We start from the raw sequence: 14,453 nt of genomic DNA, 5'->3' as shown, positions 1-14,453 counted from the left end.
GCGCTACGAGACGAATAGTTCGCCGCGCCTCGCCGACGGAAATGATCTACATGCAGACGCGCACGAATGTGGTGAGCCGGAGCAGTATCGGCGGCGCGGTCAACAGAGAGCAATTTGACACAGCCGTTGTGTATCTGGAGGCTCGCTACGGCATTCTTCGTTCGGTCGTCGAGGAGGGGCAATTTGTGGCGCGGACGGATAACTCGCCGGCGGTTGAATCCTGGTTGTCTGCCGATACGTGTTCCGCCGATGGTCTATATGCGAAGTTGCTGAATGCCGAGTTGGATACGCGGATAAAAATCTACAGCATCCACGTCATTGCCGGTGACGATACGCTCGATGTCTTCATGCTGAGCACCCATGCAGTGACAGACGCGGCATCGCTGGTCGAGTTGCATGCATGTCTTGCTTACGTGTGTGATTGCGTCGTGCTCGGCGAAGTCCCGGCGTTGGAGACGCAGCCCTTTCCGAGCCCGCTCGATGCGGCGGTGAGTCAAAGCCTGGCTGCGCTTCCAGCCGACCGTATAAGGGACCCCGCTTCGTATTCGGGGGCATTTGCGCAAATCCCGCTGCGGGCGCGGCACGATGGCGCCCCTTTGAGGCGACGCCTCGAGCGGACGGTGATCAACGCGGACGACATGCATCGAATCCACACCGCAGCCCACGCGCACGGTTCCTCCGTGCATTCACTTCTCCTCGCCGCGTTTGCCCTCGCGATTGCCGACGTAGCGAGGGAGCATCCGCGGCAGATTCTGATGCGATCGAACGTGGATATGCGCCGCCGGCTTGAACCGCACGTTTCAGCAGAACTTGTCTTTACCGCCATCACAGGACACATCACGTTGATCCCCGATCTGGACCGACCGCTCTTTGACATCGCGAAACTCGTTTTTCACGATATCCACGAGGGGGTGACCAACGGCTCCGTGTTTCGTACTTACCTGAACTACCCGAAACTGTTTGGCGGCACGCAACAACCGCCTGTTGCGCTCAATGTCTCTGACATGCAGGCGATCAATTTTCGCTGGCCGACACAACGGCTGAAAGTGACCGGCTTTGATTATGCGTGCGGGTTGAAGAATTTTCCGAACGTTTCGGTGGCGATTTTCGACGGATTGCTGGTCGCAAATACCGTGTACGCGGAAGAGTTTATTGAACCCGCGATCATGCGGGCGATTTCGGAAAACGCTGTGAAGAGATTAAATTTCGCTTGCCAGTAGGAGCCGCCCGCCCGGGAGCGAGCGATGAACAGGGCGAGCTATATGCGCTGCTTATATTGGCATCGTCAGTCGGTATTTTCGTTATTGCAAAAAATCCCGCACACTGCGCCCCGTAGTATCAAGACGACCACTTGTCGCGATTCGATCCAGGGCACAACCATGAGCGTAGATGCGCAAAACTCTTCACGATTCTGAGTTTCAGCTGATTAGCCCATCGCAATACGTTATACGAATCAACAGGGGGATTAGTAGTTTCAATAGCGTGCGGCCAACGCGGAGCGAACGCTATCCAAAACGGTGGGACATCATGCGAGTTTTACTGGTTGAAGAGGATATTCAGATTGGCGAAAGCCTGCTTCGCGCATTGAAAGGTGCGGATTGCAGTGTCGACTGGGTTCGCGACGGCAAGGCCGGTAGCGTGGCCATCAACACGGCTTATTACGCTGTCGTGTTGCTCGATCCCGGCCTGTCCGGCGCGGGAGGTATCGATCTGCTACGTTCGTTGCGTGCCGCGGGCAACGACGTCGCCGTGCTGATTCTCACTGCACTGGACGATCTGGAGACGCGTGTGCACAGTCTTGACATCGGGGCCGACGATTGCGTACTCAAGCGAATCGAAGTCCGCGAACTTCTTGCGCGAATCCGGGCGGTATTGCGGCGCAAGGCGGGTTACGCAACCTCGCGTATCGGCTGCGAGTCGCTCAGCCTCGATCTCAACAAGCGCCTGTTGTGCTGCAACGGGGTAGCGTCGTCGCTCTCTGCGCGTGAATTCGCGCTGATGCACGCGTTTCTGGAAAGGCCCGGCATGATCCTGTCGCGCGGTCAGCTTGAGGACAGGCTATACGGATGGGGTAAAGAGGTGGAAAGCAATGCCGTCGACGTGCTGATCCATACGATGCGCAAGAAGTTTGGCCAGTCCCTGATCCGCAACGTGCGCGGGATCGGCTGGACGGTGGCCCATTGAGTTCATCTATCGGAATGCGACAAATCGCGTGTTGGTTCCGGGTGATTGGTATGCAGGCGCACCGTTGAATCCGCAAGGACATCTCATGAGCACAATCGGAAATAGTACTGGCGCGACTCCAGGTCTCGCCGCGCCTTTGCAGGTGTGTGACATCGGCAGCTTTCACGTTGGCGGCCATATGGTTTCGCTAACCGGGATGGCACCACGGTCGCGTGTCAGCACGGCCCACGGCGCAGTGCATCCTATCGATCCCAACGGAGAGATGATCGTTGGGCAGATGTACGTGCAGTATGTAAAACTCGCGGCTCCCCGTGGCCGTCATCCTCTCCTGCTCTGGCATGGCGGAGGAATGAGCGGCGTCAATTGGGAAACAACACCGGATGGACGCGCGGGATGGCAGATGTTTTTCCTTCATGCGGGCTTTGATGTGTTTGTATCCGACGCGGTCGAACGAGGCCGGGCGTCATGGGCTCCTTATCCTGACGTCTACCCGGAGGCGCCCTATTTCCGCACGGCACGCGAAGCCTGGGAAGAAACGTTCCGCTTCGGTCCGGCCGACTCCTGGAGTGCAGATCCTGCACGACGTCATGCCCACGACGGACTTCGTTTTCCTGTGGCGCGAATGGAAGCGTTCATGAACCAGTTCGTGCCGCGCTGGGGTGGCAACGATACGCTCACCCAGCATGCCTACGACGCACTCATCGGCCGCCTCGACAGCAGTATCGTTCTGACCCACAGCCAAGGGGGAAATTTTGGGCTTAACGCCGCCCTGCATGCTCCAGATCGCATCAAGGCTGTTATCTCGCTCGAACCGTCTGGCGCACCTGACCCGGAACACTATGACCCCACAGCCTTGCGCGGCATACCGCATCTGTTCCTTTGGGGGGACTACCTGGATCAACACCCTTTCTGGATCAATTCCGTGCCCAATGTGCGGCGATGGGTTGAGGCGCTGGCCGCCGCTGGCGTGGACGTGCAATGGATCGATCTGCCTTCACGCGGAATCACTGGAAACAGCCACGCGTTGATGGCCGACAATAACAGCGACTTGATCGCCGAAATAGTGCTCGACTGGATGCGAGAAAAGAAACTCGTCAGCTGATTCGGTTTTCCATCAGCTATGCTAAACGTTTCCCGATTTATTCTTCACGGCTGAAGCCGCCAGGAGCTCATTCTGAGCTAATTCTACGGCTCTACGCTATGCACAGGTGATGGCTGACTATTGGGCTTTCGATTGCATGCCATCGTGTCACTGGATATCGGTCTCGAGCATGACTGCATGCCCGCGGCGTACAAACTCGAGGAGTAAAGTCATGCAACCGGAACTCAACCACTCAAAAGCATTGGATAGCACGATTGCCATACCGGCCATCGGTGTCAACGTTCAGGTGCGCATTGCCCCGACGGCGACCGGGAACAAGGCAACACTCATCGAAACCACGGACGAGCCCGGATACGGGCCGCCACAGCACCGGCACGAACGGGAAACCGAAATCTTCCATGTGCTGAGCGGTCGATACCTGTTCGAAGTGGACGGGAAGCGCTTTGTCGCGGGCGCGGGAGAAACCGTGGTGGCACATGTGGGCAGCACGCACCGCTTCACCAACATCGACGACAAGGCGGCACGCATGCTGGTTCTGATCACGCCGGGGCTCGATGCGGCCGCGTTTTTCACCGAACTTCGTGGTGTGATGGCAAACGGTGAGCCCGAACCCGATAAATTGCGGGACTTCGGTAATAAATGGGAAGTTGAGTTCCTCGGCCCCCCGTTGACTGCATAACGGCTCGACCCACGCGAGACTGGCCTTGCGACCGATCAAGCATGATTGACGCATAGTGGGTCATGAATCACCGTTCACCGATCTTGGCTTAGTGCCGCTGGACCGATAGGACCGACACGACCGCCGCACGCGCCCCACGTTCACGGACATGCAGACCCTGCGCCCGTCCACATTTTTGATGAAATTCACGCGATCGCGTCGGCTCCGGTAAACTACCAGCCGGCCCGGGTGAGAATTTGCGCATGCGGGTCTACATCGACTTCATTTCGACTTCATTCCATATTCGTACCCATGTAGCTTTCCGAGAACCTCCTAACCGTTCATAACGGCTTCCCACCTGGGGGTTCTCGGGCATGGGTGCGCTCGCTTGTTCGATATTCGAACGACGCGCTTCACCTTTCGACTTTTGACTTCTACCGACGCTACGCTTTTGAAGCGATGCGCTGTTATCTTGTCGCACTTTGAGCCCGAGGGCTTCCAGCCGGCACATTCAACACCTCGCGCCGGTGACAGGCGCAGTGTGTTTTTATCTGACTGCGAACACAATTAATGAAGATTCAATCACTCCGAGAGCAGTGGTCATCGAACCTCCCCGGTAACGTGCTTGCGGGCCTCACCTCGTCGTTTGCCCTCGTCCCCGAATGCATCGCTTTTGCGTTGGTCGCGCAAGTGAATCCGCTTATGGGGCTTTACGGTGCTTTCATCATTTGTACACTGACCGCCATCTTTGGTGGCAGGCCTGGAATGATCTCGGGCGCCGCTGGTTCGATGGCTGTCGTTATCGTTGCGCTAGTCGTAGAGCACGGTGCCCAATACCTTCTTGCCACTGTTGTCCTGAGCGGCGCGCTGATGATGCTTTTCGGGCTATTGCGTCTGGGTAAGCTAATTCGAATGGTGCCGCATCCGGTGATGATCGGATTCGTGAACGGCTTGGCCATTATCATCGCCATGGCGCAACTGGAGCATTTCAAGCGTGCTACTCCCCAAGGGGACGTGTGGCTGCAAGGGACATCGTTGGCGGTCATGTGTGCATTGGTTGCACTGACCATGTTGATTGTCTACCTCCTGCCTCGAATCACCAGGGCCGTACCGCCGGCCCTGGTCGCCATCGTGAGCGTCGGATTGCTCAGTCAGATCATGCATTTGCCTACGCGGACATTGGGCGACATGGCACATATCGCCGGCGCCTTCCCGAGCTTTCATCTGCCGCAGATACCGGTTGACTTCGAGACCTTTCGGATCGTGTTTCCCTACGCACTGCTCATGGCGATAGTGGGTTTGCTGGAAACACTGCTCACTTTCAATCTCACCGATGAGATCACCGAGACCAATGGGCGGCCCAATCGCGAGTGTCTCGCGCTCGGCGTTTCAAATGTCGTGTCGGGCTTGTTCGGCGGCATGGGCGGTTGCGCGATGATCGGTCAAACCATGATCAACCTGAGTTCGGGAGGGCGCAGCCGTCTGTCAGGAGCGACGAGCGGCATCATGATCCTTTTGTTCATCCTCTTCTTATCCCCGCTCATCGAACGGATCCCCTTGGCCGCACTGGTCGGAGTGATGTTCGTTGTCGCGCAACAGACCTTTGCATGGGGATCGCTTCGAGTGCTGGGTAAAGTTCCCCGCAACGACGCGCTGGTGATCATCGCCGTGACGGTCATTACCGTTTTTACCGACCTGGCAATTGCCGTGTTGTGTGGCATCGTCATAGCCGCATTGAACTTCGCCTGGCAGCATGCACGCGAAATACGCGCCGAGGTGAAAAACAGCGACGAGGGTGCGCGGATCTATGTCTTGCACGGCACATTGTTCTTCGCGTCCACGGCAAATTTCCAGGACCTTTTCCAGCCCCAGACCGATGCAGAAGAGGTCATCGTTGATTGCCAGCATTTGCACGTGGCTGATCACTCTGCAATAGTCGCTTTCGAAACGCTGAAGGACCGTTATCAAAAGGCCGGAAGGCGTTTGCGATTTGCGAACCTATCGACGCGCAATCAACACATTCTCAAACGTGCCGGTGTTTCCCTTATCAACGTTTGACGCTGATTGAATCGGAAACCTGTGTGGCAGTGATACTGGTCGATATTGCCGGGCTGCGGACATGTCCGGCGAACGTGTGCACTGCTTGCCCGCAGCGTGGGCGCTTGCGCCGTGGGCCACCATTTACTTAAGCGGCCTATGTTTGCGGGCACTCGGTTTTGTACCAGATATCGACCTGATGCTGCGCGGCCTCAAGATCGGCTGGGTAGTAAGGGTCATAAAACCATCCCGGATGGTAGCCCGCTTTTTCCAGGGCCGCCAATTCACTCATATTGCGCTCGCGGGTAACGGGTGCCTTGTTCCTGATGTCAGTCAGGTCGCGGCACTCCGCGGCGCTAAGGTGTGTCCCGCTGCTTGCCTGCATGCCCCCTGTGGCACATGCAGCGAGCAGAAGCGCTAACGCGGGAAGCATTAGCCAAGCCTTGATTGCGTTCTTCATTTCGCATTTCCCTCCAATGAAGAAGTAACGCTTTACACGCATGGTTTATTCCCGGGCATAGGCCGGTGTCGAGCCGAGGCGCTTCCCACCCCTCAGCCTTCGCCAGTCCGTGATTGCCGGCAAAGGTCGACAATCGGCGACAATCGGCGATGAGCGGCCACGCCGCTTGATTGTTGTGCGGACGTTTGAGGTTCCACTTTCACGGGCATTCACGTCGGGCAAGCGCCATTGTCCCGGATTAAGACCCAGCCGCTTCGCGCCAGGTGCAGACCCAGCGCGAAGGCTTTGAGCGTCAGGCCCTCCGTAAAACGTCCACCGCCTTGTCAGCGTCATCCAACGAATCGATCGCGAGATACGCAATGAACTGTGTGCCGAGCACAGCGGCGGACACGCCGCGCAGATTGATCCCCTCATCCGCCAACGTCTGGGCCAATTGGGCGATGATTCCCAACTGGTCCAGACCCATTACACGGACGGAGTGAAGACTCGGAGTGATGCTGAAACCCGCCTGTGTCGCGGCGCGGATTTCCCTCTCTCCCTGCAGCGGTGCGACAAACACGACGCCCTTGCCCGGTGTTTCCGGCGTTCGTCGCGCGACGACAAACTGCAAGTCCACGGCAGCATCGCGTAAAGCGCTTAATACTTGCGCCAGTCCACCCGCTTTGTCGTCGATGGTAGCCGCCCAGACATCGACACGTTCTACGTTGAGTTCCATGGCAGTCCCTCCCGCCTGATGCCCGCTCAATAAAATCTACTTCACCGACTGCACGCAAGCAAGGCCGACGGCGAATGCCGGTACCCTCGGCACCGGCACTGCCACCGCGAGTCACTAAGCACGTGTCGGTGCGATCGCACTACGCGGCCGCAGCGTTGCCATGATCAGGTACACGCCGCCGCCGATCACCACGCCGAAGAACCAGCCATAAGTATTCCACCAGACCGGCAGCAGATTGGTGAAGTTGGGCAGGAAGGTCGAAAACACGCTGCCCACCGCCGCGGAGACCAGCGCGTTGACGTTCCATCCGCCTTCGTAGCGGTATTCGCCGTACTCCTGGTAGAGCGCCGCTACGTTGATGTTGCCCTTGGCCACCAGGTAGTAGTCCACCAGAATGATCCCCAGCAGCGGGCCCATCGTGGCGCCTATGGCGTTGACGAAGTGCGCGGCGTTGCCTTCCCACGGCGCGAACGGATAGAGCACCAGCGCGATGGCCGCAGCAATGTACCCACCTTTCTTGAAGCTGATCCGCTTGGGAAACACGTTGGAGATGTCGAACGCGGCCGAGACGAAATTGGCCACCACGTTAATCCCCAGCGTGGCGACCGCGAAGGTCAGCGCCGCGATGAGCGCCAGCACCCAGCTGTCGAACTTGGCCGAGATCTGTTCTGGGTGCAGCAGCACTTCGCCGTACACCTTGAAGGCAGCAATGGTGGTGACGCCGGCAACCAGCGAGAACGCGATCAGGTTGACCGGCAGGCCCCACAGGTTTCCTTTCTTCACTGCGCTGCGGTTTTTCGCGTAACGCGAGAAGTCGCAGAAGTTCAGGTACAGCGCCGCGAAATAGGTGATCCAGGTGGCGCCCACTGCCATCAGCGCCCAGAACGAGCCGGGCTCGCCGCTGACTCCGGCGTCCTTGGTCTTGTCGAGCAGCACGTCCATTGGTATGCCACTGCTGAACGAGAAGCCGCCTGCCTTGACGCACAGGCCGATCGCCAGGATCAGCATGGCGACCCACACCGCCGGACCGGCCCAGTCCTGGAATTTGCGCACCGTCTCCATGCCCTTCTGGATGATGAGCAGCTGCAGCGCCCAAATGACCACGTAGCAGATCACCTCTAGCCCGGAGTGACCCAGGAACTGAGTGCCTTTGTGAAAAGCCATCAGGCTGTCGCTGCGGATCAGCAACGCGACCATCGCACTCGAAGCCGCTGCCGTCTGCGCGCCGTACCAGAAGCAGGCCACCACGGCGCGCACCAGCGCCGCCAGGTTTGCTCCCCACACGCCGAAGGAAGCGCGCGCCAGCACGGGGTAGGGCACACCGGTCTTCTCGCCGGCGAAGCCGATCAGGTTCATCAGCGCGAAGATCACCAGCGAGCCGATCCCGATCGCGAGCACGAAGTTGATAAAGCTGCCGCACAGCAGGAACAGGCTGGCGGCGAGGTAGTAGCCCCAGAGGCTGTGAACGTCCGAAGTCCAGACGTTGAAGATGCTGAAGGCACCCCAGTTGCGCTGGCGGGCAGGCGCGAGATCTTCGTTGTAGAGGCCGGGGGACGGGTCGCGGATATCCATCTGTCATCTCCTTTCAGTTCGTGGAACTGCGGAAACACCGCCAGACGCCTCTTCGCAGTAATGCCCCCGCGCCTGAAGCGAGCTGGTATGCAAGAACTGTAGATACTTTGCAGCACAGTTTCGAATGGGTTAACCCTGATCGAGATGCTGAACGCAATGAGTGGAAGCAATACCTGGTTTGGTCGAATGAGTTTATCTAACTCGAACGATCAAATTATCTGGTTTGTTGGACGGATCCAAGATAGATATCCTTCTTGTTTCATCGCCGACCCAGGCGCGCTGATTGGGTAGCGCTTGTACGCGCAGGGCTTGTCCTCTCGCACCCTTAACGCTTCCCCTTTCCCCTTGCCGAACCTGCATGCTTAGTTATACCGGTGCTTTCGTACTACTTGCCGCCGTGCTCCACGCGAGCTGGAACGCGCTGCTGCACGGCAACCGCGACCGGTTCCTGTCCATGACGTGGATGAGCATCGCCATCGCGGCCGTCTCCACATTCGTCGTCCTGTTTGCGCCGCGGCCGGCCGAGGCAGCATGGCCGTACATCGTCGCATCGGGGCTCGTGCATATTGTCTATAACGGAAGTCTCGTGCGTTCGTATCGACGTAACGATCTGGCGCAGGCTTATCCGATCGCACGCGGTTCGTCGCCGTTGCTCGTCGCGCTCGGCGCCGCGCTTTTCGCGCATGAGTCGATCGGCCCCTTGCATGCGCTCGGCATCGCAATGATCTCGGGCGGCATCCTCGCGCTCGCGCTAGAGGGGAGTCACGTGTCGCGCGCGGGCGTGCTGGCCGCAGTGATGACCGGCGTGACTATCGCGCTTTATACCGTGATCGACGGCATCGGCGTGCGCTCATCCGGCGGCCAGGCGCTTGCCTACACCGCGTGGATGTTCCTGTTCTATTGGCTGATGCCGGTGCTGTTCGTCGCTATGCGCGGACTCGGGGCGCTCTGGAAACCGGTTCGGGAAGCGCCCATGACACTCGGCTCGTCGCTTGCTGGCGGGTTGGTGTCAATCGCGGCCTATGGCATCGTGATCTGGGCGATGCAGTCGGGCGCGATGGGCGCGGTATCGGCGTTGCGCGAGACCAGCGTGGTGTTTGCAGTGCTGATCGGACGAATGTTTCTGCGAGAACAGGTCAGTGGAAAGCGCTGGCTCGCGTGCGTCATTGTCGCGGCCGGCGCGGTTTGTCTGGGAGTTTGACATCGCCTGAAATGCGCGATTTGTTGTTCTTGCGTAATCTAAGTAATCACTTGACCGGCTAATCGGTTTCACGCGAGGGATGACTTCATGCTTAAGAACATTACAACCAAGTTGCTTGACATCGCCTATGACGAACAAGGCGAGTCCAACGGATGGCCCGTAGTCCTGCTACATGGTTTCCCCTACGACATCCATACGTATGACGAAGTAACACCACACCTCGTGTCCCAGGGCGCCCGTGTTATCACACCGTATCTTCGGGGCTATGGGTCAACGCGTTTCCTTGCATCGGCAACATTGCGATCGGGCCAGCAGGCGGCACTTGGAGCAGACCTGTTAGCGCTGCTCGATGCGCTTCATATCGAGCAGGCCGTGCTGGGCGGATACGACTGGGGCGGCCGGGCGGCATGCGTTGTGGCGGCGCTGTATCCGGCGAGAGCGCGGGGGCTGGTTTCGGTCAACGGCTACAACATCCAGGATATAGCCACCGCCATGCGGCCAGCCAGCCCGGAGAAGGAACATAGACTCTGGTACCAGTATTATTTTCATAGTGAGCGCGGCCGGGCTGGACTGACTGAAGACCGGCGCGCCTTCTGCCGCCTCTTATGGTCACTATGGTCGCCGACCTGGCGCTTCGACGACGACACCTACGCGCGCACGGCAACCGCATTCGACAATCCGGATTTCGTCGATGTTGTCATCCATTCGTACCGACACCGTTTTGGACTGGTCGATGGCGATCCTCAGTTCGACGATATGGAGCGCCGCCTGGCCTCCACGCCATCGATCACCGTGCCTGCGATCACCCTTGAGGGAGATGCCGACGGCGTCTCGCCACTGGCGGAAAGACCGGCAGGCTCAAAGCGCTTCACTGGACGCCATGAGAACCGTGTTGTGCGGAATGCGGGCCACAACCTTCCGCAGGAGGCGCCAGAGGCGTTCGCCCAAGCGGTTCTTGATATCAACGACTGGGCGGGTTGATGTCTCGCGCACGCGGTCAAGGATGCGTGGGGCTGCACTCGACCCGTTCATTGGGTGGCAGGGAAGCCACCATGAAAACGCCCGAACGTCCTGGCGGCAAAGATCGCCATCAACAACGCACCGAGACCAGCGGTGCCAGCGTCCGCGGCGGCGCGTATGTCGAAGTTTCCAACCCGGTAGATCAGAAGGTAACCGACCGCGGCGTTGAACGCTCCCCACAACACATTAACGGTCGACGAGGACAGTCCTTTGCCCGATGGCGTGGCAAATGGACTCTGGAAAGACCGGCCCATCATTCCGCTTACGAAGTGTGGAATGGCGTTGGAAACAAACGCTCCGCCCAGGAAGTAGGAAAGGTACTGATACCACGGCATCTGATGGTTCTCCAATCGTCATAACATTGTTTGTTGAGACCGCCTTATGCTGCGAAGCGGGCGGTCAATGGGGTTCAGTGCGCGTCTGCCGCGTTGACCCATTCGCCAATTCACCACGGCGCCGACTGCGGACCAACCCATCGCTCAAGATTCACACTAAACAGCCAAACTTGCAAGTTTGCCTGATGACATTCATCCTTACACACGCCCAACTGACCACATTCCAGACATCATGCCGACCAGGACTTTCGAGCAGAACATCATCGATTTGATGCAAGCGGTAGGACTGCTCGTTCGACGTACCCGCAACGAAGCCCACGCGGCTGAGCTCTCAATGACAGAGTCCGTTGTCATGTCGCGGCTGGCTAATGACGGGCCCGCCACTACCGCGGCACTCGCTCGCGCCGAAGGCATGAAGCCGCAGTCGATGGGAACGACTATTGCCTCGCTTGAGGAAATGGGCATCGTGAAGCGCACGCCGCATGTTACTGACGGGCGGCAGATGCTTATCGAGTTGACGCCGAAGGGTGTTCGATTGCGCAAGAAGAATCGCGAGGCGAAGCAGATGTGGCTATCGCAGATGATCGCGGCACTCGATCCAGAGGAGCGAGACACGCTGTTCAAGGCTGCCGGGATCATCAGGAGGCTGGCCGAGAAATGAACGAATGAGGCGCCTCGGGCGATACCTTCTGAGTAGGGGCATAGGCATGTTGGGATCAGCCGCTATCAAGAAACCTTCTGCATTGGCGATAACGAATGTAATGGGCATTACGCCGATGCGGTGACAACGCGTCGCAAGATCGGACCGTAGCGAATGCGCCGGCAAAAGGGGAGACCCCTATAACAACTCGAGACGATGGTTGCCATGAAGCGAATGGCGTTCGCATATCGTCCGGGGAAACAGACGGATCAAGGACCCCGCTGAAGCTGGATAGAACCGTAGACGGCGACCCCGACTCCCGCCCTATTTTTCGGCCTTTAATGCCTGCGCCTTTTGCGAGATGATTAAGCCACTTCCCCCACGTGGACTGCGTCTGGCGTAGTGACATAAAAAGGAGCTACCAAATGGCAGAGATAGACAAGGAAGAGGTCGTTGCGGTGCTGAACCGGATTCTTGAATCCGAGTTGGCCGGTGTCGTTCGATATACCCACTATTCGTTTCTTGTTTTCGGATTCGGACGCATTCCGATCAGAGCCTGGTTGCGCGAACAGGCCGATGAATCGCTGTTGCACGCACAGCAGGTCGGAGAATGGATCACCACGTTGGGCGCCTATCCGTCGCTTGAGATCGGTCAACTCCTCGACTCGCACACATTCGATATCTCGTCGATCCTCCGCGAATCGCTGCAAGCCGAGAACCTCGCGCTGGAGCTTTATCGCGAACTGCTCGCGCTGGTCGAGGACCGCTCCGTTGCACTCGAGGAGTTCGCCCGGCAGATGATCCATATCGAAGAGATGCACGCGGGCGAAGTCGACAAGATGCTGCGCCGGCCCGGAGAAATGACGACGTCCCACTGACGGCAGGCGGCCCAACCCTGATCAAACCGACTATGGCGGTTTCGCAGAGAAGCCTGCCATGCGAGCGGCTTTAACCGGTGTCGTTGTCCTGTGGATCGGTTCAAGCCGCCGCATCGGCCTCGGCGATATGCCGCACGATGATCGCGTTGACGTTGTCGGCGTGCGTGAGCGGCCCCATGTGTCCCGCACCTTCAACGATCGCAAGACGCGCCGCTGGCAGTAACATCGGCAGCCGCTCAGCAATCGCGCGCGTCGGGACGGGCGCGTGCTGGCCGCGCATGATCAGCGCTGGGACACGCAAGCCCGTGTATGCGCTTGCAGGCATGCGTTCGTCGAGCAACGCGCGGAAGTCGAGCGGTGCCTTCGGCGCCCAGCGCGTGAGCGAAGCCTGCACCGAGGGCCGCAGCGCTTCCCATGCGCCCCGGCCGCCCCAGTAATCCACGAATGAAGCCGCCGCGCCCCGATAGTCGCCACAGGTCACGCCGTCGGCGGTGCGCTTTGAGATATCGATTATTTCCGCGAGCGCGTGCGCTCCGTGCGTGCCCATCGCCTTCAACAGATGAAACGCCGAGGGCTCGTAAAGCGTCAGGCTCGCGATGCGCTCCGGCCGTTCGACGGCTGCGCGCAACGCCACGCCACCGCCATACGAATGGCCGACGAGATGCACCTTGCCGCGCGCGGCGTCGATGATGCGGATAGTCCTTGCGGCCTCGTCGGCGAGCGTGAAAGCGCGTTCGCCGCTCCACGGGCCCGTGCTGTCACAGCCGTAGTGCTCGGGCGCGACGAACGCGTGACGCGAGCCCAGCGCCTCGCCGAGCTTGCGCCATTGCGCCGCTCCCGCACCGGAGCAATGCAGCGCGATAACGGACGTTCCAGATGAGAAGGATTGCGAATCAATAGTGCTGTTCATGTTGTTCATGTCGTTCATGTAGCTAAGGAGTTGGGTGGTCGGATGCCGGAGCGGGAAGTCTCCACTATCGGCGCGGCGCGGGCAGTTGACTATGATCGGGACGCCAGCGAAATTGCCCGGGAATCCGAACTGATCGATGGAAGGCGCGTTGGTTTATCACCTCAGCGCTCAATCTCCATCGAATGCATGCGGCGTTCGAGATCGCCCATGTCGACGGCGGACGCGAGGTACGCGTCACGACGGCTGTGTTCAGCACGGTCAAGCGCCTTTCTTAAAAACGGCAACAGATAGATAAGCAAAATCAACACAACGTCCTCCGGGTCGGCGACCTGGTTATTGACGTGTCGGCACGAAGGGGCGCGACACGCGGGTTCCAGGCGTGCATCCGGGCGAGACATCCAGGTTCGATGGACAGGCGGCAGTGCTACGGCTGGACGCTGGATAGAGCAGAGTCCATGCCACTTTGCAGCAAGCCTTGTCTGGCGGGCGTTTCAGCGATCTCGGAGGGATGCAGGCCGGGCGAAGTGTTGCCGGGTGACCAACGACTAGCCGAGTGGAAGTTGGGCCGCGGCAAACACGTGTTCAGTACGTGTCGCGCGGTTCGAGCGCTACGTCTCGGAAAGGGAGGGTTTCGCCAACACCGTCATCTGATAGTCCGACCGATATGTGCGATCACGAAGGACCGTGTCTCGGCGCGTTCGAATGAAGCTGATCGATCCGCTACAGTCATTTGAGCGCCTA

General features: G+C 58.9%; 15 protein-coding genes. 9 read left to right on the top strand and 6 right to left on the bottom strand.

The window, feature by feature from the left end; translation table 11 throughout:
* The 5 genes from JWR14_RS21495 to JWR14_RS21475 form a co-directional block, all read left to right on the top strand.
* A partial coding sequence (locus JWR14_RS21495) for a hypothetical protein (RefSeq protein WP_299711148.1) occupies positions 1 to 1,220 on the top strand: 1,220 nt, incomplete at its 5' end.
* Positions 1,221 to 1,527: 307 nt separating this feature from the next.
* Positions 1,528 to 2,184 carry a response regulator transcription factor gene (locus JWR14_RS21490; RefSeq protein ID WP_299711145.1) on the top strand — a complete coding sequence of 219 codons (657 nt, stop codon included), beginning with the start codon at positions 1,528 to 1,530 and terminating at the stop codon, positions 2,182 to 2,184.
* A gap of 349 nt (positions 2,185 to 2,533) precedes the next feature.
* On the top strand, positions 2,534 to 3,286 hold the full coding sequence (locus tag JWR14_RS21485) for an alpha/beta fold hydrolase (RefSeq protein ID WP_299711142.1): 753 nt from the start codon (positions 2,534 to 2,536) through the stop codon (positions 3,284 to 3,286).
* Between the two features lie 211 nt (positions 3,287 to 3,497).
* Complete coding sequence (locus JWR14_RS21480) at positions 3,498 to 3,965, top strand: cupin domain-containing protein (protein ID WP_299711139.1); 468 nt, start codon at positions 3,498 to 3,500, stop codon at positions 3,963 to 3,965.
* A gap of 549 nt (positions 3,966 to 4,514) precedes the next feature.
* Positions 4,515 to 6,002 (top strand): SulP family inorganic anion transporter, encoded by a 1,488-nt coding sequence (locus JWR14_RS21475; protein ID WP_299711136.1) that lies wholly within the window; start codon positions 4,515 to 4,517, stop codon positions 6,000 to 6,002.
* A gap of 136 nt (positions 6,003 to 6,138) precedes the next feature.
* On the opposite strand, the gene JWR14_RS21470 is transcribed toward JWR14_RS21475, so the two are convergent.
* The 3 genes from JWR14_RS21470 to JWR14_RS21460 form a co-directional block, all read right to left on the bottom strand.
* Positions 6,139 to 6,441 (bottom strand): DUF4148 domain-containing protein, encoded by a 303-nt coding sequence (locus JWR14_RS21470; RefSeq protein ID WP_299711133.1) that lies wholly within the window; start codon positions 6,439 to 6,441, stop codon positions 6,139 to 6,141.
* Positions 6,442 to 6,733: 292 nt separating this feature from the next.
* Positions 6,734 to 7,156 carry an ACT domain-containing protein gene (locus JWR14_RS21465; RefSeq protein WP_299711130.1) on the bottom strand — a complete coding sequence of 141 codons (423 nt, stop codon included), beginning with the start codon at positions 7,154 to 7,156 and terminating at the stop codon, positions 6,734 to 6,736.
* Positions 7,157 to 7,270: 114 nt separating this feature from the next.
* On the bottom strand, positions 7,271 to 8,728 hold the full coding sequence (locus JWR14_RS21460; RefSeq protein WP_299711127.1) for an NCS1 family nucleobase:cation symporter-1: 1,458 nt from the start codon (positions 8,726 to 8,728) through the stop codon (positions 7,271 to 7,273).
* A 358-nt stretch (positions 8,729 to 9,086) separates the two neighbouring features.
* On the opposite strand from JWR14_RS21460, the gene JWR14_RS21455 reads away from it, so the two are divergent.
* Both JWR14_RS21455 and JWR14_RS21450 read left to right on the top strand, forming a co-directional pair.
* Positions 9,087 to 9,929, top strand: a complete 843-nt coding sequence (locus tag JWR14_RS21455) for a DMT family transporter (RefSeq protein ID WP_299711125.1) — start codon at positions 9,087 to 9,089, stop codon at positions 9,927 to 9,929.
* Between the two features lie 87 nt (positions 9,930 to 10,016).
* Positions 10,017 to 10,910, top strand: a complete 894-nt coding sequence (locus JWR14_RS21450; RefSeq protein WP_299711122.1) for an alpha/beta hydrolase — start codon at positions 10,017 to 10,019, stop codon at positions 10,908 to 10,910.
* A 47-nt stretch (positions 10,911 to 10,957) separates the two neighbouring features.
* Here the strand turns inward: JWR14_RS21450 and JWR14_RS21445 are convergent, their stop codons facing one another.
* On the bottom strand, positions 10,958 to 11,284 hold the full coding sequence (locus JWR14_RS21445) for a hypothetical protein (protein ID WP_299711119.1): 327 nt from the start codon (positions 11,282 to 11,284) through the stop codon (positions 10,958 to 10,960).
* A gap of 232 nt (positions 11,285 to 11,516) precedes the next feature.
* Between JWR14_RS21445 and JWR14_RS21440 the strand changes: the two genes are divergently transcribed.
* Positions 11,517 to 11,945 (top strand): MarR family transcriptional regulator, encoded by a 429-nt coding sequence (locus JWR14_RS21440; RefSeq protein ID WP_299711116.1) that lies wholly within the window; start codon positions 11,517 to 11,519, stop codon positions 11,943 to 11,945.
* A gap of 404 nt (positions 11,946 to 12,349) precedes the next feature.
* Positions 12,350 to 12,802: a ferritin-like domain-containing protein gene (locus JWR14_RS21435; protein WP_299711113.1), complete on the top strand. Its 453-nt coding sequence runs from the start codon at positions 12,350 to 12,352 to the stop codon at positions 12,800 to 12,802.
* Positions 12,803 to 12,902: 100 nt separating this feature from the next.
* Here the strand turns inward: JWR14_RS21435 and JWR14_RS21430 are convergent, their stop codons facing one another.
* Together JWR14_RS21430 and JWR14_RS21425 are read right to left on the bottom strand one after the other, a co-directional pair.
* Positions 12,903 to 13,712 carry an alpha/beta fold hydrolase gene (locus JWR14_RS21430; RefSeq protein ID WP_299711110.1) on the bottom strand — a complete coding sequence of 270 codons (810 nt, stop codon included), beginning with the start codon at positions 13,710 to 13,712 and terminating at the stop codon, positions 12,903 to 12,905.
* 161 nt (positions 13,713 to 13,873) lie between these two features.
* On the bottom strand, positions 13,874 to 14,020 hold the full coding sequence (locus JWR14_RS21425) for a DUF3563 family protein (protein ID WP_299711107.1): 147 nt from the start codon (positions 14,018 to 14,020) through the stop codon (positions 13,874 to 13,876).
* Positions 14,021 to 14,453: the final 433 nt, after the last annotated feature.

The organism is Caballeronia sp. (genome assembly GCF_028292365.1).
Taxonomy (GTDB): Bacteria; Pseudomonadota; Gammaproteobacteria; order Burkholderiales; family Burkholderiaceae; genus Caballeronia.
The sequence above is the reverse complement of the archived record's forward strand: the minus strand, read 5'-3'. Positions and strand labels throughout refer to the sequence as shown.